21 protein-coding genes and 2 pseudogenes are annotated in these 16,599 nt (G+C 64.7%); 10 read left to right on the top strand and 13 right to left on the bottom strand.

From position 1 onward, the window contains the following. Positions 1-35: 35 nt before the first annotated feature. Complete coding sequence (locus J0X27_RS10970; protein WP_207269232.1) at positions 36-1,103, bottom strand: hypothetical protein; 1,068 nt, start codon at positions 1,101-1,103, stop codon at positions 36-38. 103 nt (positions 1,104-1,206) lie between these two features. Between J0X27_RS10970 and J0X27_RS10965 the strand changes: the two genes are divergently transcribed. After that, positions 1,207-2,223, top strand: coding sequence for a threonine aldolase family protein (locus J0X27_RS10965; protein WP_207269231.1), 1,017 nt, complete (start codon positions 1,207-1,209; stop codon positions 2,221-2,223). Positions 2,224-2,237: 14 nt separating this feature from the next. Here the strand turns inward: J0X27_RS10965 and J0X27_RS10960 are convergent, their stop codons facing one another. Continuing rightward, positions 2,238-2,384, bottom strand: a complete 147-nt coding sequence (locus J0X27_RS10960) for a DUF7859 family protein (protein ID WP_169924391.1) — start codon at positions 2,382-2,384, stop codon at positions 2,238-2,240. 444 nt (positions 2,385-2,828) lie between these two features. Further along, on the bottom strand, positions 2,829-3,356 hold the full coding sequence (locus tag J0X27_RS10955; RefSeq protein WP_207269230.1) for a metallophosphoesterase: 528 nt from the start codon (positions 3,354-3,356) through the stop codon (positions 2,829-2,831). 154 nt (positions 3,357-3,510) lie between these two features. Between J0X27_RS10955 and J0X27_RS10950 the strand changes: the two genes are divergently transcribed. Then, positions 3,511-4,455 carry a cation diffusion facilitator family transporter gene (locus J0X27_RS10950; RefSeq protein ID WP_207269229.1) on the top strand — a complete coding sequence of 315 codons (945 nt, stop codon included), beginning with the start codon at positions 3,511-3,513 and terminating at the stop codon, positions 4,453-4,455. Positions 4,456-4,509: 54 nt separating this feature from the next. Here J0X27_RS10950 and J0X27_RS10945 read toward each other — a convergent pair whose 3' ends face one another. Continuing rightward, complete coding sequence (locus J0X27_RS10945) at positions 4,510-4,971, bottom strand: hypothetical protein (RefSeq protein WP_207269228.1); 462 nt, start codon at positions 4,969-4,971, stop codon at positions 4,510-4,512. A gap of 190 nt (positions 4,972-5,161) precedes the next feature. Then, on the bottom strand, positions 5,162-5,527 hold the full coding sequence (locus tag J0X27_RS10940; RefSeq protein WP_207269227.1) for a 4a-hydroxytetrahydrobiopterin dehydratase: 366 nt from the start codon (positions 5,525-5,527) through the stop codon (positions 5,162-5,164). A 36-nt stretch (positions 5,528-5,563) separates the two neighbouring features. Between J0X27_RS10940 and J0X27_RS18235 the strand changes: the two are divergent. Next, a pseudogene (locus tag J0X27_RS18235) lies at positions 5,564-5,665 on the top strand (HNH endonuclease); the annotation flags it as partial. A 50-nt stretch (positions 5,666-5,715) separates the two neighbouring features. Here J0X27_RS18235 and J0X27_RS10935 read toward each other — a convergent pair. Then, positions 5,716-5,877 (bottom strand): hypothetical protein, encoded by a 162-nt coding sequence (locus tag J0X27_RS10935; protein WP_224214594.1) that lies wholly within the window; start codon positions 5,875-5,877, stop codon positions 5,716-5,718. Positions 5,878-6,379: 502 nt separating this feature from the next. On the opposite strand from J0X27_RS10935, the gene J0X27_RS10930 reads away from it, so the two are divergent. Both J0X27_RS10930 and J0X27_RS10925 read left to right on the top strand, forming a co-directional pair. Next, a complete protein-coding gene (locus J0X27_RS10930) occupies positions 6,380-6,754 on the top strand; it encodes a MarR family transcriptional regulator (protein WP_207269226.1) in 375 nt (124 codons plus the stop codon). Continuing rightward, positions 6,751-7,097, top strand: a pseudogene (locus J0X27_RS10925) (type II toxin-antitoxin system PemK/MazF family toxin). Before J0X27_RS10930 ends, J0X27_RS10925 begins: the two are co-directional and overlap by 4 nt. 51 nt (positions 7,098-7,148) lie before the next feature. On the opposite strand, the gene J0X27_RS10920 reads toward J0X27_RS10925, so the two are convergent. Continuing rightward, positions 7,149-7,469, bottom strand: a complete 321-nt coding sequence (locus tag J0X27_RS10920; RefSeq protein WP_224214595.1) for a hypothetical protein — start codon at positions 7,467-7,469, stop codon at positions 7,149-7,151. 341 nt (positions 7,470-7,810) lie between these two features. Here J0X27_RS10920 and J0X27_RS10915 point away from each other — a divergent pair, with 341 nt between their 5' ends. After that, complete coding sequence (locus J0X27_RS10915; RefSeq protein ID WP_207269225.1) at positions 7,811-8,077, top strand: transcriptional regulator; 267 nt, start codon at positions 7,811-7,813, stop codon at positions 8,075-8,077. A gap of 134 nt (positions 8,078-8,211) precedes the next feature. Here the strand turns inward: J0X27_RS10915 and J0X27_RS10910 are convergent, their stop codons facing one another. Beyond that, on the bottom strand, positions 8,212-9,471 hold the full coding sequence (locus J0X27_RS10910) for a hypothetical protein (protein ID WP_207269224.1): 1,260 nt from the start codon (positions 9,469-9,471) through the stop codon (positions 8,212-8,214). An 86-nt stretch (positions 9,472-9,557) separates the two neighbouring features. On the opposite strand from J0X27_RS10910, the gene J0X27_RS10905 reads away from it, so the two are divergent. Next, positions 9,558-10,439: a TIGR01548 family HAD-type hydrolase gene (locus J0X27_RS10905; RefSeq protein ID WP_207269223.1), complete on the top strand. Its 882-nt coding sequence runs from the start codon at positions 9,558-9,560 to the stop codon at positions 10,437-10,439. Positions 10,440-10,523: 84 nt separating this feature from the next. Here the strand turns inward: J0X27_RS10905 and J0X27_RS10900 are convergent, their stop codons facing one another. After that, positions 10,524-10,985, bottom strand: coding sequence for a response regulator (locus J0X27_RS10900; RefSeq protein WP_207269222.1), 462 nt, complete (start codon positions 10,983-10,985; stop codon positions 10,524-10,526). Positions 10,986-11,091: 106 nt separating this feature from the next. After that, the gene (locus J0X27_RS10895) at positions 11,092-11,643 is read right to left on the bottom strand and encodes a Rieske (2Fe-2S) protein (protein ID WP_207269221.1); all 552 of its coding nucleotides are present in this window, start codon (positions 11,641-11,643) and stop codon (positions 11,092-11,094) included. 126 nt (positions 11,644-11,769) lie between these two features. On the opposite strand from J0X27_RS10895, the gene J0X27_RS10890 reads away from it, so the two are divergent. From J0X27_RS10890 to J0X27_RS10880, 3 genes are all read left to right on the top strand, one after another. Then, positions 11,770-12,018, top strand: a complete 249-nt coding sequence (locus J0X27_RS10890; RefSeq protein WP_207272111.1) for a hypothetical protein — start codon at positions 11,770-11,772, stop codon at positions 12,016-12,018. 73 nt (positions 12,019-12,091) lie between these two features. Next, complete coding sequence (locus tag J0X27_RS10885; protein ID WP_207269220.1) at positions 12,092-12,511, top strand: universal stress protein; 420 nt, start codon at positions 12,092-12,094, stop codon at positions 12,509-12,511. A 279-nt stretch (positions 12,512-12,790) separates the two neighbouring features. Further along, entirely contained in the window at positions 12,791-13,627 is an 837-nt protein-coding gene (locus tag J0X27_RS10880; RefSeq protein ID WP_207269219.1) for a GNAT family N-acetyltransferase, read from the top strand. A 75-nt stretch (positions 13,628-13,702) separates the two neighbouring features. Here the strand turns inward: J0X27_RS10880 and J0X27_RS10875 are convergent, their stop codons facing one another. The 3 genes from J0X27_RS10875 to J0X27_RS10865 form a co-directional block, all read right to left on the bottom strand. Beyond that, positions 13,703-14,209, bottom strand: a complete 507-nt coding sequence (locus J0X27_RS10875) for a DUF2391 family protein (protein ID WP_207269218.1) — start codon at positions 14,207-14,209, stop codon at positions 13,703-13,705. Between the two features lie 146 nt (positions 14,210-14,355). Further along, a complete protein-coding gene (locus tag J0X27_RS10870) occupies positions 14,356-15,096 on the bottom strand; it encodes a hypothetical protein (RefSeq protein ID WP_207269217.1) in 741 nt (246 codons plus the stop codon). A 95-nt stretch (positions 15,097-15,191) separates the two neighbouring features. Then, positions 15,192-16,577, bottom strand: coding sequence for a sodium:calcium antiporter (locus tag J0X27_RS10865; RefSeq protein ID WP_207269216.1), 1,386 nt, complete (start codon positions 16,575-16,577; stop codon positions 15,192-15,194). Between the last annotated feature and the right edge of the window lie 22 nt (positions 16,578-16,599).

The following is a 16,599-nucleotide window of genomic DNA, read 5'->3' as shown; positions in this document are numbered from 1 at the left end:
CGTCGTCGGCGTTCGATCGGGTCGGTCGTGGTCGCTCAGTCGCTCGCCCAGCCGTATTCGTCGGTCTCGTCCGTTCCCGGGCGGCCGTTTCTGGGACGACCCGTCGATTCGGGACGGTCGCTCTCGAGGAACTCCCAGAGGAACGAAATCGTCGCAGCCGTCAACACGAGTCCGAGCGGTGCCGAACCGATCAGTGCGAGCAGGAAGCCTGCGCCGCCGGCGCTCACGAACAGTGACAGCACAAGCGAGGAGACGATCCCGACGGCGAGGTGCCAAAGCGCGAAGCTCAGCACCGGCCCGCCCGCGGTCGTGAGCCGGACGGACTGCCGAAACGCCGCACGGAACGGTGCGTCGTCGACGACGAACAGGAAGGGAACGGGATAGAAGACGTAGCCGAGGAGCACGATGACCGGAACGGCGAGCAAGAACAGCAGGGGGACGAGGAACACGATCGAGACGCCCAGCAAAAACGCGCCGGAGACGACGAGATTGTACAGGACGAGTCGTGGCGCGTAGGCGACGAGACACGAGCCGATGGCGATCGGCTCCCCGCGGAGTCGCCGGTCGATCCCGCCGAGATAGCCTGCCAGCAGTATCCCCGAAAGCACTGCGTACACGGCGAGCACGAGCCCGATCCACGCGATCGTCTCGGGTCCGATCGCCTCGAAGGGGATCTCGAGGGGTCCGACGGGCGTCTCGATCGTCAGGTCGGTAGCGCCGGATCCAATCGATCCGGTGGGTGTCGACGAGCCGCCACTCGGTGTCGACTCGCCGAACGAGGAGGAGCCAAACGGCTCGTCGCGCGGCGATCGCGTGGTCACGCGCGGCGGATCCGGCGGCTTGGCGAACCGCCACAGGGTCACGAGCGGACTCGGGAACAGCAACTCGAGGTTGATCGAGAACCCGCTCCCCGCGGGGCCGAGCGCTCGTCCCACCTTCTCGAACTCGAGCAGCGAGACGATCAGGGGCACGACGGCGAACGGCCAGAGATCGTCGAGTCGATCGATGACGCGGGACACGTGCCGCTGGAAGGGGCTCGAGCCGTCCGTGGTCGTCGGTGGACCGTCGTCGGGGGGCGACCCGGCACCGGGGGCGGGGACCATACGAACCTGTTGGTGAACGTGAAGTTAAACCCGCCCGTTCCGTGCGCACACGTCGAACCGATCGACCAGCGGCTATTTCCGCCCTCCGGAGCTACGGCGACGTATGATCGACCTGCGTTCGGATACCGTCACCACGCCCGACGAGGCGATGCGCGAGGCAGCGGCCACCGCCGAAGTCGGCGACGACGTCTACGGCGAGGACCCGACCGTGAACGAACTCGAGGCCCGCGTCGCCGACCGACTCGGGACCGAAGCGGCGCTGTACGTCCCCACGGGGACGATGGCGAACCAGATCGCGGCCCGTGTCCACACCGAGCAGGGACAGGAGGTGGTCGCCGACCGGCAGAGCCACGTCGTCAAGTACGAACTCGGCGGGTTGGCGCAGCACTCGGGACTACAGGTGCGAATGCTCGATACCGACCGCGGGGTTCCCGCCCCCGAGCAGGTCGCTACGGCAATAGTCGACGAGGACCTGCACCGGCCCGGCACCGGACTGCTCTGTCTCGAGAACACGCACAACGCCCGCGGCGGACTCGCGATCGACCCCGGTAAAATCGACGCGGCGGCGACGGCGGCTCACGAACGCGACGTCCCGGTCCATCTCGACGGCGCTCGGCTGTTCAACGCCGCGACGGCGCTCGACGTGCCGGTCACCGAACTCACGGCCCCCGTCGACTCGGTCATGTGTTCGCTCTCGAAGGGGCTGGGCGCGCCCGTCGGCTCGATGCTCGCGGGCAGCGAGTCGTTTATCGATCACGCTCGTCGCACGCGAAAGTTGTTCGGCGGCGGCATGCGACAGGCGGGGATCATCGCAGGCCCTGCTCTCGAGGCCCTCGAGAACGTCCCCGTCCTCGAAACGGATCACGAGAACGCGCGCCTCCTGGCCGAGGGACTCGACGACGTCGACGGGTTCGAGGTCCAGGAGCCGGAGACGAATATCGTCCTCGTGGACGTTTCGGGAACGGGACTCGAACCGCCGGCGGTCCTCGAGTCCCTCCGCGACCGAGACGTGCTGGCGACGCCGTTCGGACCGACGACGATCCGCTTCTGTACGCACCGCGATATCGCTCGCGAGGACGTCGAGCGGGCGCTCGAGCGGATCGAAGCGGCCGTCGCCTGAGGAGGGACGGTCGGCTACCGATCCCCACGCATCCCGTCGCGGAACTCGAGGACGGTCCGCCGGAGGAGGAGATAGGCGAAGAAGACCAACCCGAGCAAGATCAGGACGACCGCAATGATGACCGGATCGTCGGGGAGGAGACCGGTGATGAGGTCCAGCATACGCGGCGAGTACACTGTTAGCGTGGTTAACAGTTTCGACCTCGAGCGGTGGAATCCTGCCCCCGCTTCGGTAACTAAAACCGTGATTTCAGCTTGCGCTGACTATAACGTCGGCCGGCTCGTCCGTCGATATGTGCCTCGATCGTCGGCCCACCTCCCCTCCCTACCCGTTTCGAGGGCCGGCCTCGAGATCGGGGCCAGCTGCCCGAATCGTCCCACCGCCGATCACGCTGTCCGTGGATCCGTTCGCCTCTGACACCCGAACTCCCACGGTCGCTCTCCGTTCGCCAGTCTCCCGCCCGACGTCCCCGCTGGCGCTGTCCTCGAGTCGGGATGGCTTCGCTACCCGTCGAGCACGAGCCACGCGCCGACTGAGCGAGCCACTGGAAACTCCTACTCGCCGTCGTTCAGCCCGCCGAGCGTTCGCTGACTCGTCTCTAGGTCTCACTCCGTCCCAGTCCGAACGTCGAACGTCTCGATGACGGTCCCGTTCGGCTCGCGAATCGTTCCCTCGAGTCCGCCCGTCCCGTCGGCCGACGGCTCGAGGGTAGCGAACCCCGGTCGATTCCCGCGCGGATCGGCGTGGCTGCCGGGGTTGAGCAGGACGACGTCCTCGGTCTCGACGACCGTCGGCCGGTGGCTGTGCCCGAAGACGACGACGTCGGCACCTCGCGAGCGACCGAACATCGCGAGTCCGGTCTCGCCGCCGTCCCGGCGGTGCGTGACGGCGATCCGGACGCCACCCGCCTCGACGACGCGCGCCGTCGGCAGACGGTCGCGTACCGCCGCACTATCGGCGTTTCCGTGGACCGCGAACAGGCGGTCACACTCCCGTTGGAAGGCCTCCAGTGCCGCCTCGCTGGTAAAGTCTCCCGCGTGAACGACGGTGTCGGCTTCGCGGGCCGCGGTCACGGCCGCTCCCTCGAGTTCGTGGCCCCGGCTGCTGTGCGTGTCCGAAAAGATCGCGATCATGGTCGACGTTCGCTCGGCACTGACAGGTTCCTTTCGGATGCGATCGCCACTGCGGGCCGGGTCGGGTGTTAAAGTCAGCGATGGCACCGAACTGCGGAGCGGCCGGCTCTAGAACCGCTTACACTTTTAGGGAGCCCCTTCGTAGTCGCCGTCGATGGCCAGTAGTACTTCCGTCGTTCTCGCGGCATTGTTTGCGAACGGCGCAATCGCGGTTCTCAAATTCGGCGGTTTCACACTCACCGGGAGCCCCGCCATGCTGTCGGAGACGTACCATTCGATTTCGGATACGGGCAATCAAGTCCTTCTGCTGGTCGGGATCAAGTACGGCGCACAGGAAGCGACTCGAGAGCACCCCTTCGGCCACGGGAAGGCGCAGTTCTTCTATAGTCTGCTCGTCAGCGTCATGCTCTTCGGTATCGCCGGCTGGGAGAGCGCCCGTCACGGTCTCAGCGCGCTGAGAGAAGGCGGCGTCCACCGGGCCAGCGAAGACATCACGTTGCTCGGAGCGACGTTCGATCCGGTCTACGTCAACTACGCCGTGTTGCTCGGGGCGATTCTCTTCGAATCCTACGCGCTCTGGAAGGCGTACCAGGGAATCAGTCGGCAGATGGACGTACACGGCTGGACGAGCCTCCGCGAGGCGTTCGCGAAGACCAGCGACGTGACGACGCTGACCGCGCTCACCGAGGACACGATCGCCCTCGCCGGTGCCGGGTTCGCGCTCTTCGGCGTCTACCTCACACGAACCACCGGAAACCCCGTCTACGACGCCGGCTCGGCTCTCCTTATCGGCATCATGCTGATGGGCTTTGCCCTCGCGCTCGCCTGGCAGAACAAGCGGCTCATCCTCGGCGAGAGTCTCCCGAAAGCCGACGAGGACGAACTCCGCCGGATCGTCGCCGACTGGGACGGCGTCACCGAACTCGTCGACCTCCGAACCGTCTACTTCGGTGCCGAGGAACTCCTCGTCACCGCCGACGTCGCGTTCGAGTCCGATCTCGACACCGGGACGATCAACGAGCGGATTACCCAACTCGAACGCGCACTGAGGGATCACGACGATCAGGTTCAGAAGGTCTACATCGAACCCGAGACCTAACCGCTCGCAGCCGTCTCCCGTCGCACTGTTCCGTCTGCTCGTTCTCTCGTTCGATCAGTCCGTCGATTCGTCGCTCTCCGCGCCCCGATCGTCGTACCCCGCGACCACCGTCGAACCCGGCGGGCGGTCGTTCAGTACCGCCGTCACCGTCGTCTCCTCGAGATCGACCGTCGACTCGAGTGGGACCCAGCCGTCGTCGACGGCGTCGCTTTCTGCTCGTTGCGTCTCCGACCCACCGCCGGTTTCGACGGCGACCGCGACGTCGGTCGGGCTCGCACCGGGCGGCAGTTCGGCGGGATCGTAGACGAGCGCGATCCGGATGGCTTCGACCGCCTTCAGCTCCTCGAGTGCCACGAGATCGACGGGATCCGCGAGCGCATCGATCGGCGGCTGGCGACTGCTCTTTGCGAGGTCGAACGAGTCGGGGACGACGCCCGCGACGACGGCGACGCGGGCACCCACCTGTTCGAGGGTATATTCGGCGACGCGACTCGGATCGTAGCCGGGAATAGCCATACCGGGGCGAGGGGCTCGAGACACATGGCCCTGTACCGCGCGTTCGCCGGCCGGCGGTCGTCCTCGTCGGGTCGCGTTCGACGCGAGCCGAGTCCGTCGGCGTTCGAGGTCATCCCTCCGGTCGGCTCCGCCATCGACGATTCTCGACAGCCGGACACGGGAGTAGCGACTCCGAGTTTCCGCCGAGTACCTACGCGTCCGCGTCGGGTTCGTACTCCTCGTAGATTCGGTCCATCCGGGCGGCCATCACGAAGTCGGTCTTGTGAAGCCCGTCGATCTTGTGGGTCCACATCTCGATCGTTACCTCGCCCCACTCGAGGCCGATATCCGGGTGGTGCCACTCTTCCTCCGCCAACTCGCCCACCTCGTAGGTGAACTCGAGGGCGTCACGGAAGTCCTCGAACGCGTAGGTTCCCTCGAGGTGGTGATCGTCGACGACCGTCCAGACGTCGTCGCGAATCTCCGCGCGGTAGTCGGCGTATTCCTCGGGCTCGAGGGGGTCGTCTTCGCTGGTACAGGCCTCACACTCCTGGTCGGCGAGCGCTGACTCGGACATAACTGCTATTACGCCCTCAAGCGACGTGAAGGTTTACTCGAGGGAGACTCACTGACGCTACCGGCGGACGAGGATCGCCGTCCACACGCGAGATTCCTCGCCGCACATCGAGAACGCCACGGGTTCGAATCGATGTAGATCTCGTTCACGTTCTCGATTGGGTCATCCGAGACTGTACCACCGCGGGGTTATTCTGTATCGCTCTCATCGCTAGTCGCCCCACGCTGGCGCTCGAGTTCGGACTCGAGGGACTCCGCGTCCGGCCCGAGATAGGCGGTCGTGAACGAGCGCGAGCGATCGGTCGGCGACGAATCGCGGTCGGGATCGTCACCCGGCCGGTAGGGGATCATCGCCTCGGGACCAACCAGTAACTGCCCAACCTGGCTGGCCTCCGTCCTGATCGATCGGGGCCTTCAAGGGCTCGCGAATTGTAGTCGGACATGGCTTCTGTAGCACTGATACGGGAGGTAGCGCAGTCCGGTGCCTATACACTGGACTGCATTTTGCCACGGATCAATCGAATGGACCCGTATATCGTTCCCGTGACAAACAGTATTGTTTTCATCCGAATCAAAACTAACGACAGTTCTATTGTTCATCGAACTCTATTGTCTCTAGCAACTACGCAATGAAAATAGTCAAACGGGGAGAGAACGTCGTGGCTCCAGATACGCCCGAGGTTAGCCGACTGGATGACGCCGGTCGATAGAGATATTATCGAGTAACTCCACAACGACGGGGGAGTGCACGAACTCGTTCCCCCCAGCTCATCGCAGAGAATATCCTGTACGACGCGCAATAACGGCCATTACAGGAGTAACGCATATAACACGCGCTACAGTAGTCTCGATCATGTCCATCGATCGGGAGACGTTTGACCACTCGAGCGAGGACGAACTCGAGGAACTCTCCAGCACGGAGCAGGTGCTCGGCTTTCTGGCTGCGAACGACGATCGCGCGTTCAAGGCGACGGAGATCGCGGCCCGAACGGAACTCGACGGCGGGACGGTCAGCACGGCACTGACACGGCTGAAAAACCGCGAACTGGTCGAACACAAGGGGACGTACTGGGCGATCACGAGCGATGCACAGCGACTCGAGCGATACGACGGCTACAGCCGTGCGACGCGCCTGTTCAACGAGCAGTTCGGAGCCGAGGAGAAAGCGGCGTGGAAAGAACACGCGCCGTCGGAGCCCCATCCGAGTCTCGAGGAGGACTCACAGTGAGTGGCAGTGAGCCGATTTACCAGCGTGGAGACGTCGTTTACGGTGCTGATCCGTACAAGGGGGACGATGCAGCGCGACCGTGGCTCGTCCTTTCGAACCACGACGGACGGCCGTTCCACGGCGAGCAGTACATCACGCTCTCACTCACGACCAAAACCTGGATGGATGGACTGATCGAAATTCCTGCGAATGCATGGATTCGTGGCGGCACTCCCGACGATAGTCGCATCGTTCCGTGGGGCGTCCAGTCGATTGCACGAGACGATATCGATACTGGCAAGGGCGAATCGAACGCAGGCTCGTGACCGAGGCAACCGACTCTCTCGTCAGTTACGTTCGCTGACAGTCTCGTCTCCTCGAACTCTGACAACGTCTGACCACCGCTGCACCGACATCATTTATCACCACTGTCACACCCACTCTCCCCCCGCTGGCGCTCGAGGGCCTCCGCGTCCGGCCCGAGATAGGCGGTCGTGAACGAGCGCGAGCGATCGGTCGGCGACGAACCGCGGTCGGGATCGTCGCCCGGCTGGTAGGGGATCACCGCTTCGGGGCCGACCAACAACAGTCCGACCCGACTGGCCTCCACCCTGATCCCGCGGACGTGTCGCGCGGCCTCGAGACGGCTCTCGTGGGTGGTCGTCCCGAGGTCCGTCTCGTCATCCGGATGGACGCGAGCAAGGTGCGCGTGAGGTAGTCGATCGACGCGAGGCAATCGCGGACGGACTCGTTTTGTGTCCCGCCATCGGCGCGGACTCGAGCGTTCGACATCGATGCACCTGATCGGTCGGGGCCTTCAAGGGCCCGCGAATTGTGGTCGGACATGGCTTCCGGAGCTGGAATACGGGAGCTGTCGCGGCTCGGTGCCTACACACCGGACCGCTTGTTTCTGGCAGGCCTACCGATTAGTCTGCCAGTTTCACTTTCCCGTAATTCAACGGCTCTGTTGCCATCCTCATAAATCTAATCACTAATACATGATCTATGGGTAGGATATTGATGACTCGAATGTGATGGACCGATAGGCGTAAGAATCTATTCAGGAACACCCATACGATGCGAAAACCCGGCGAATGGATGCAATTGCCAACTGACGAGCGCATTCTCGAAGTCCTCGACTCGTCGGGTCTCACCCTCTCACCGGCCGTTATCGGGAAGAATATCGACAAAAGTCGAGAACAGGTCAATCGTCGTCTCTCCGTCCTCGTCGACTACGAACTGGTCACCCGCGTCGAACGAGGCTACTACGAGATCGACGACCTCGGAGTCGCGTATCTCGAGGGACAACTCGATGCCGACGATCTCGAACCGGCCGACGAGTAACGGCCACGCTTGTCCATCTACTCGCTCGCAGTGACACTCGAGTACGCGATAGCAGGTGCGCCAAACCACCGCTGGGTGGCTAGCGATACGCGCTTTCGCACGGTGACGTCTCGAGTACTCGGAACCAAACCAGCTCAGACCGGCTCCCGAAGCGCCCAGACGTCCTCGAGTGGCTCGAGCCGACTCGGTTCCGCCCCACGGTGAGTGAGAATTCCGCTGTGGTACAGCATCGCCTTCAGTTGGAACACCGTCGGCGAGTGGTAGACGGAGCCGTCCTCGAGCGCCGCAGGCCGGAGCTCGCCGTCCTCGGTCAGCACGCGACGCCGGACGCCGTCGGCCCCGCGGAGGAACAGTTCGACGGTGAACGACGGGTGCAACTCGTGTAAGTACTCCACGACGTCCACGAGCGACGGCTCCGTGATCCCGTCGTCGTGCATGCACTGGAGTTCGCGGACGAGCAGCGCCGTCGCCTCGTAGTCGAACAGCACGCGGCGGGCTAACTGCCCCCACGCCGGCGCGAGATCGACGAACCGTTTTCCCGACCGATACCAGGTCTCGAACTCCTCGAGGGCCGCCTCGACGGATCCGTAACGGCCCGTCGCGAACCGGACGACTTCCTCGCCCAGCGAGGTCAGTTCGACACTCGCGCTGCCCTCGACACCGACCCCCTCCTCGATCAGTCCGAGGAAGGCGGCTCCCTGCCGGGCGCTATCGACGGCGCTTACGACCTTGTACTCCGACAGCAACGCCCCGGTATCGCCGGCCGCGTAGTGGGCCAGCGGATACCCCAGATAGTTCTTCGGATGGTTCAGGCCGAACGACGCGTCGGCGACGCCCTGCGCGCTCGCCTGAAACCGCAGCGCCGTCGCCTCGGTCGTCGTCCGATTCCCGACGACGCGGGGCACCTCGAGTGCATCCACCTCCCCCGCGGAATCGACCCCGAGTACGCCGACGTTCAGTTCCCGCGCGAGCGTCCGGTCGGTCTCGGAGATCGCAGTCGCGGGCGCGGCGAGATAGGCCGCGTTCGCCTCGTGGAGCCGATCGTAGGCCTGGAGGATTCCGCGCTGCGTATCGACGCCGCCGCTGGTCTCCCCTTTCGCCTCCACGGCGATCAGCGGCGGTTCCTCGCCCAGCCGCTCGACGGCGAGGAGGTCGGACTCGAGGGTGCGAACCCCCACGAGGTCGGGATAGCCGCCGCCGATCCGAACGTGGTTGAACGGTGCCAGACAGTCCCGAACGGCGGGATCGACTGGCCGGCCGGGGAGCCACTCCGCCATCGAGAACTGGGTGTCGGCCACCGCGTAGGCGGTCGACTCGTCGGCCGCGGGAAAGAGCCGCCGCTTCGTGTGAGCCAGCACCTGCGGTTCCGAGAGCGATCGGGCCGCACTACTCATGCCTGCTCATCGGACAGCGGTCCCAAGAATGTTCTGGCGACCGTAAAACGGGTGGGCTTTATTTTCGGCGGGCCGTCTGGGGGAGTATGAACGCAGATGCCGTCGTCCTGGACATCGACGGCGTGCTCGTCGACGTCGCCGACTCCTATCGGCGCGCGATCGTCGAGTCCGTCGAAGCGGTCTACGACCGGACGATCCGCAAAGCCGACATTCAGGAGTTCAAAGACGCGGGCGGGTTCAACAACGACTGGGAGCTGACCGACGCTGCCGCCCTCTACGTCCTCGCGGCCGCGGAGGGCTACGACCGGTCGCTCGAGGCGTTCACCGACGAGATCGCCGCCGCGGGTGGCGGGTTCGAGGCCGCCGAAACCGTCGTACGCGACGCGATCGGCGCGCGGGCCACCCAGCGCGTGACCGGGCGGTTAGACCGGACGCGGCTTCGGGACGTCTTCCAGCAGCTGTACCTCGGGGACGAACTCTATCGCGGTCTCGAGGGCGGCGAGCCGGACCTCGACCGCGAGACCACCGGGTTCATTCACGACGAGCCGGTCTTGCTCGAGGCCGACGCCCGCGACCGGCTGCTCGAGGGGTACGACGTGGGCGTCCTGACCGGCCGGCCGGCGGCCGAAGCCGAGATCGCCCTCGAGCGGGTGGGACTCGACGACGCGATTCCCGTCGCGCACCGCTTTACGATGGACGACTGGGAGGAAGGGAAACCGCATCCGCGCGCGCTGACGACGCTCGCGGAACGATTCGAGGCGACAAGCGCCGTCTTCGTCGGTGATACCTTGGACGACGTCAGGACGGCAGTCAATGCCAACGAGGCCGATTCGGATCGGGAGTACCACGGCATCGGCGTCCTGACCGGGGGGCTGACCGGCGAGGAGGGCCGGCGGAAGTACGAGCGCGAGGGCGCGGCGGCGGTCCTCGAGTCGATCAACGACGTTCCCGACTGGCTCGAATCGTAGGCTCGGCGGATTCGTTATAGTGGTCACCGAAAGTCACTGCACACCCGACCGAATGACGGCGTTGCGATCAATGTATCAATCGTTTCAGTAGCTACTACAGGTCCGGTCGGCGGGAAAGCGGACGAACGTCAGCCAGAAGTCCTCGAACGATCGGCCGAGCTCGACGAACTCGTCGGGCTCGATCGGTTTCCGGACGTACGCGTTCGCGTGGAGGTCGTACGAGCGGGCGATGTCCGCTTCGGATGCGGAACTCGTCATCACGATCACGGGGATCGATCGCAGCGCCGGTTCCGCCTTGAGCTCCGAAAGGATATCGGCACCGTCGACGTCGGGGAGCCGGAAGTCGAGCAAGATCATGTCCGGCCGCGGGCTGTCTGCGTGCTCGTTGCGCTGGTAGACGAAATCGAGCGCCGTCTCGCCGTCGGCGGCAGCGTGGATCTCGCTCGCGACGTTCGCATCGGCGAAGGACTCGGAGAACAGCCGTGCGTCGCCGGGGTTGGGCTCGATTAGCAAGATCGTAATGGCATCGTTGATAGGTGGAGACATACCCTAGGTTGGAGTGAGTAGTAAAAGAAGGGCGCGGTAATTTATACTTGAACACCCATACAAGTGGGTAGAAAGCTGGACGAACGGCCACTATATCCAGGTGGCGTCACGCGGCGGGATCGTCCAGTCGATTGCACGACTCGAATCGATCGTCGGTCAGGTAGACCGTTCCGTCGCGAACCGCGACGGCGATCGACTCGAGCGCGTCGCCACGACACGGCCCGGCCGTACAGACGCCGTCGCCGCACTCGAAGCGCGCGCCGTGTTCGTGACACACGAGCTGGTCGTCCGTGACGATCGCACCGGAACCAGGATCGAGCCGGACGTCCGGTTTGTGGGGACAGGAATTCCGCCACGCGACGGCGTCCTCACCCTGCCGCTGGAGGATCAGTTCCGTCCCGCGAGCCCCGGATCGGGCCTCACACCGCAACGTGCCGTTCGCGGGCACGTCGGCGAGCGGGGCGATCCGACGCGGCTCGTCGGTGGCGGTCGCGTCGCCGTCGAGGGCGTCGTGATCGATCTCGTCGCCCTCGCTTCTACCCGTCACGCTGAATCGAAACGTCGCGTTCTCGATCGAGACGTCCCCTTCGTCGTCGTAGACGCGAGCGGATGTCGATTCGTCGTCTCCCTCGAGCGTTACCCGGACGGGATCGGTCATACCCACTGTTTTCGGCCAGCCTAAAAGTATGTTCCGGGAGAGCGCCGGTCGGTCCCGACTCGATGCGCGCCGTCGATCCTCGAAATCCCGCGATATTCCTTTAGGGGAGCCCGGCGAAGGACCGATATGGACGAAGAAGTCACCGTCGACGTCGAGGTCGAAGTCGAAGTGGACTCCACCGAACTCGAGATCGAGGTCGGCGACGAACGCGAGTTCGAGGGCGAACTCGAGGCCGGTGGGCTGACGATCGAAGTCGAAGCCGAAGTCTCAGTCGAGGGCGAAGCGACCGACGACGAAACGGCCGAAACGACTGACGACGGGACCGGCGACGGCGAAACGGGCGAAGCGACCGACGACGAGGCGACCGACGACTGACGTCGCCGCCGACGGCTCCGAGACGGCAAGAGTGAGAGTCGGTTTTATAATCACACCATGCCAATGCCTGTCCATGTATCGCGTGTTGATGCCGGTCGATACCAGCGAGGACCGTGCGCTGGCACAGGCCGAGTACGTCGCATCGCTTCCGAACGCCGCGGACACAGTCGAAGCGTACATTCTGTTCGTCTTCACCGGGGACAGCGAGGAGCTCCCCAAGGAGTTCGAGAACTTCAAATCCGCCTCGCGGATCGGCTCGGTCCGCCGCGCCCAGGAAGCCCTCGAGGAAGCCGGCGTCGACGTGACGATCCTCGAGGACAGCGGCGACACTGAGGAAGACATCCTCGAGGAAGCCGAGGCTTCCGACGTCGATTCGATCGTCCTCGGCGGTCGGAAACGCTCACCCGTGGGGAAGGCGATCTTCGGCAGTACCACGCAGGGCATTATTCTCAATTCCGACCGCCCGGTCGTCGTTACCGGGAGCGGCAACTAACGCTCGTTGTACTCGAGGGGGACCCTCCCGTCCGACGACCGCTGTGGCTCGCGACTGCTGTCGAATCCGACGGCCGGCGAACACCAGTCTCTCCGACCCGGGTCGCTGCACGTCTCCGATCCTGGCGGTACTCGAGGCGAATCGCTCACCCAGCAGGCTCGAGACACACGACGGGGACTCGACGGTGGCCGACGTACTGACTCTCGCTTCGAGTCAGCCCAGACCTCCGCATGTACCCGCCGGCAGCCATCTTATCCGGATCGATACCCACTCACCGGTATGGAGATTCGGGAGCCGGAGTCGGCGGAAGCCGAGCGAATTCGAGCCGTCGTGGACAGTTCGATGACGACCTCGTTCAGGCTCAGCCCGGGCCGGATCGACGGTATTACCGACGGCCAGTTCGACGACGACGCCGTCACGGAGAAGATCGACGACGAGGACACCGTCCTCTACGTCGCCGAGAGCGGCGAGAACATCGAGGGCGAGACCATCACCGGCTTCGTCGAAGGACGCCTCGAGGACGAGTGGGGCGAGGTAAACTGGCTGTTCGTCGATCCGGAGCATCGAGGACAGGGCATCGGGACGGCGCTATACGACGCCGCGACCGAAACCCTCCGCGATCGCGGTGTCGATCACGTCTGTGTCACCGTCCTCGAGGCCAACACCGAAGGCCACGACTTCGTCGAACGGTTCGGCCTCGAGCACGACGGCGATCTGCGTATCGAAGTCGCCGGCGAGTCCCTCGTGAAGTACGTGTACACCGATTCGGACGTCGACGTGGATCTCCCGACGGAGTCGAGGGAGACTGATTCGGCGGCCGGGGAGAACGCGGAGCCAGCGACGTTCCCCGAAACGGAGCGGACGGACGGGCACCTGACGGCAACTGCGGGCGACGAAACGGTGTACGTCGACCGGGGGGAAGAAGAGTCGGGGACTGCAGCACCGTTTTTCGGCACCTACGAAGACGAAGCCCACACCGAACAGTACGGATACTACTGTGCGAACTGTGGCTCGCTCGACGTCTCGATGGACAACATGGAACGACTCGAGTGTAGCGAGTGTGGCAACTCACACGCGGAGCGCTCCGAGGAGTCGTACGACAGGTCGCATCTCTGATACGCGACCACTGTACGGCCAGCCCGTCGCTCCGGCCGTTCCGAGTCGGCCGATCGAACCCGAACCGCGTCGCGGTCACTTCGCGAAGATGCTGTCGGCCGTCGCCGCACCGACGACGCTGAACACCGATCCGACGGTCACCGCTTTGAACGAGGTCAAGACGAGTTCACAGGAGGTTGCGGCGTTCTCGAGGACCGGGTCGGGCGCACGAAACAGGCCTACGGGGTTGCAGGCGGTCGTGGCACCCTCGAGGAACGTCTCGGGGGCACCGAACAGGAGGGCGAGTGCAGTGACCGAGCCGAACGTGACGACCATCAGCGAGATAAAGCGGACCGGAACGCCGGCGACCTCCTGTTCGTCGTCGAGGTCGCGGGTCGTATCCGCCTTGTACAGCGCCGCGTAGCCGATCGCGAAGACGATAGCGACGATCGTCAGCGCCTGCAGAACGTGCATGTTTCCGGCGAGGACCCAGACTTCTTCCGTAACCACGAACGGACCCGCGAGCAGGAACCCGCCGACGATCTGCTGGGCCGAGTCCGCGAGCCGAAAGTCGCGCGGACGGCGCGGGCGTCGAAGTTTCATAGCAGGTGATTATACCGGAACGGCAAAACGGTCCCGTTCGAGGAATTCTCGACACCGCCGATATCGATCGCATCGAGACCGCCCGTCACTGCTCGAGACGACGCGACCCTCGCACTGTGAGGCCGGCTCCTATAATCGGGAGTCGCTCACACGAACAGCAACAACGCTGCGTAGCCCGCTGCCCCGACCGCGAACGACCAGAACCGGCTCTCGCGGTCGGCGGGCAACTCCTCTTTGATCACGTTGAGAATGATTCCACCCGCGAGGAACGGAACGAACACCGCGATGAGGAGGCCGATATCCTCGAGGGCGTAGCCGCTCGCGAAGCCGGCGATCACCGCCGCCGAGAGGAGCCAGCGGCCCCGACGGTGGTACGTGACGCCGTGGTGCGTTCGGAGCGCGTCGTCGATACCGACGAAGTGCAGTGCCATCGCGACGACGTAGAAGAACAGGTTGCCGAGCTGGCGATCCCAGAGGAGATAACCGACGATCGCGTTGTAGGCGGCGAACGAGCCGACGTGAATCCAGAACACGCCGGTCCCGGACGACTCCTCGTCCCCGTTCGAACCGGTGTTCGCTCGTCGGGCGAGTTGCTCGAGACCGTAGAAGACGACGAACCCGAGCAGGGCGATCAGATAACCGTGGTGTTCGGCGAAGGCGGTCGACGTCCCGTAGGCCTCGAGTGTGGCCGCGGCCGCCCCGACGTCGGGGAGGAGGTGGACGAACACGTAGGCGACGGAGACGCCACCGGCGGCCGACAGCCAGCGGCTCCGGGGAATGCGGCCGCCAAACCCCAGCCGGCCGGCGAAGAGGTGAACGAGTCCGAGGGCGATCGCGAACACCAGCCTGAGCATCGTCTCGGGACCCAGTGATCCGATCGGGACCATCGTTCGATGTGAGCCACCATCGGCTCCCCCATAGGTCTGTGGCCAGCCCGTTCAGACGGACCGCTGTCAGGCAGCGCCGGGACCCCATAGCCGTCTCAGTCGTCGGCGCTGTGGGGGTGCTCGCCGCCGGTCGACATCGCATCGCCGACCGTCCCCGCGGTTCGCCGGACGAGACGGCCGAACGCTCGCCGCCGACTGACGAACAGCGCCGTCCCGAGCACGACGTAGATCCCACTGTAGATGAGCAACAGGTCGGTACTCGAGACCGGCAACGTGGCCAACTCGCGGATGATGACGAACTCGAGGAAGACCTGCGAGAGGAACAAGGAAAGTAAGACGACCGCTTCCCCGACCGAGATCTCGAAGCGGAGCAACAGGGAGACGGCGAAGAACGACTGGGCGGCGGTCAGCCAGATTTCCGCCGACTGCTTGAAGTCGAACGCGAGGACGCCGTACTGACCCAGCGCGATCGAGTGGACGACGACGAGGGTGCCGATGAGCAGCGTCCACTGGTTGAGCTTCGAGGAAATGAGCGCGTTGAAGCCCGCGGTCGAGCGGGCCTTGTTCACCAGGTAGACGACGACGATGAGTTCCGGCGCTTCGGAAGCCAGCGGCGCGATCCACTGGATCATGAAGAAGGAAGGAATGCCGACGCTCTCGCCGAGTGACTCGAGGCCGTGAGCGAAGGGTTCGACGGCCGTGAAGATCATCACGCCCGAATAGGCAAAGAGCACGAAGACGGTCGCGATCCGGGCCGGTTTCGACAACCGCTGTAGGTACGCCGGGACGCCGACGTGGTCCATGTCCGGTTCGACTTCGCCACGGAGGATGACCGCGATGTAGCAGACGTAGAGCCCGACCAGAAACAGCATGTCGAAGATATCGATCCCGCCGTTGAGCGGGACGAGGAACGCCCAGAGCGTCGCGATCAGCAGGAACACGACCTCGAGGCCGATCTCCCGATCGAGGACGACGACATCCGAGAGGCGGCCGTCGCGTTTCTCGACCGAGGGATCGGTCGACGAACCCCGCCGATAGATCGTAAAGAGGGCGACGCCGGCCCAGCCGATGCCGATGAGGATTCGGTTCGCGCCGGTCATGTTGGCGACGGCCAAGTTGCCGGCCTCGATCCCGCGTTCGGTCCCGGCGAACACGCCCGCGTTCCAGGCGTAGAGCGCGTCGACGGCGTACTCCGGGGCGACTGCGAGGACCGCCAGAACGGCGATCGCGAACGCCTGGGGCACGTCCTTCTCGGCGGTTTCAGCCGCCCACGCGAGCAGAAACGCCGACCCCAGCACGGCGAGGCCAGTCACGAACACCGTCCACAGCGTCGACAGCGATCGGAGCAGGGCCGGGGCCCGATACTCGAACCCTGTGGCTGTCGCGAGCCAAGGGAGGATATCGGTGGCCCCGATCACGGCGACCCACGGCAGTGTCAGTGCGACCGCGGCCGAAATCGCGCCCAACGCCTGTCGTCTCATGGAAATCGTCTCCGACCGCGTA

Origin of the sequence: Natrinema longum, from assembly GCF_017352095.1 — an archaeon.
GTDB lineage: Archaea > Halobacteriota > Halobacteria > Halobacteriales > Natrialbaceae > Natrinema > Natrinema longum.
Note: the sequence above shows the minus strand (reverse complement) of the source record. Positions and strands in the feature narration are given on the sequence as shown.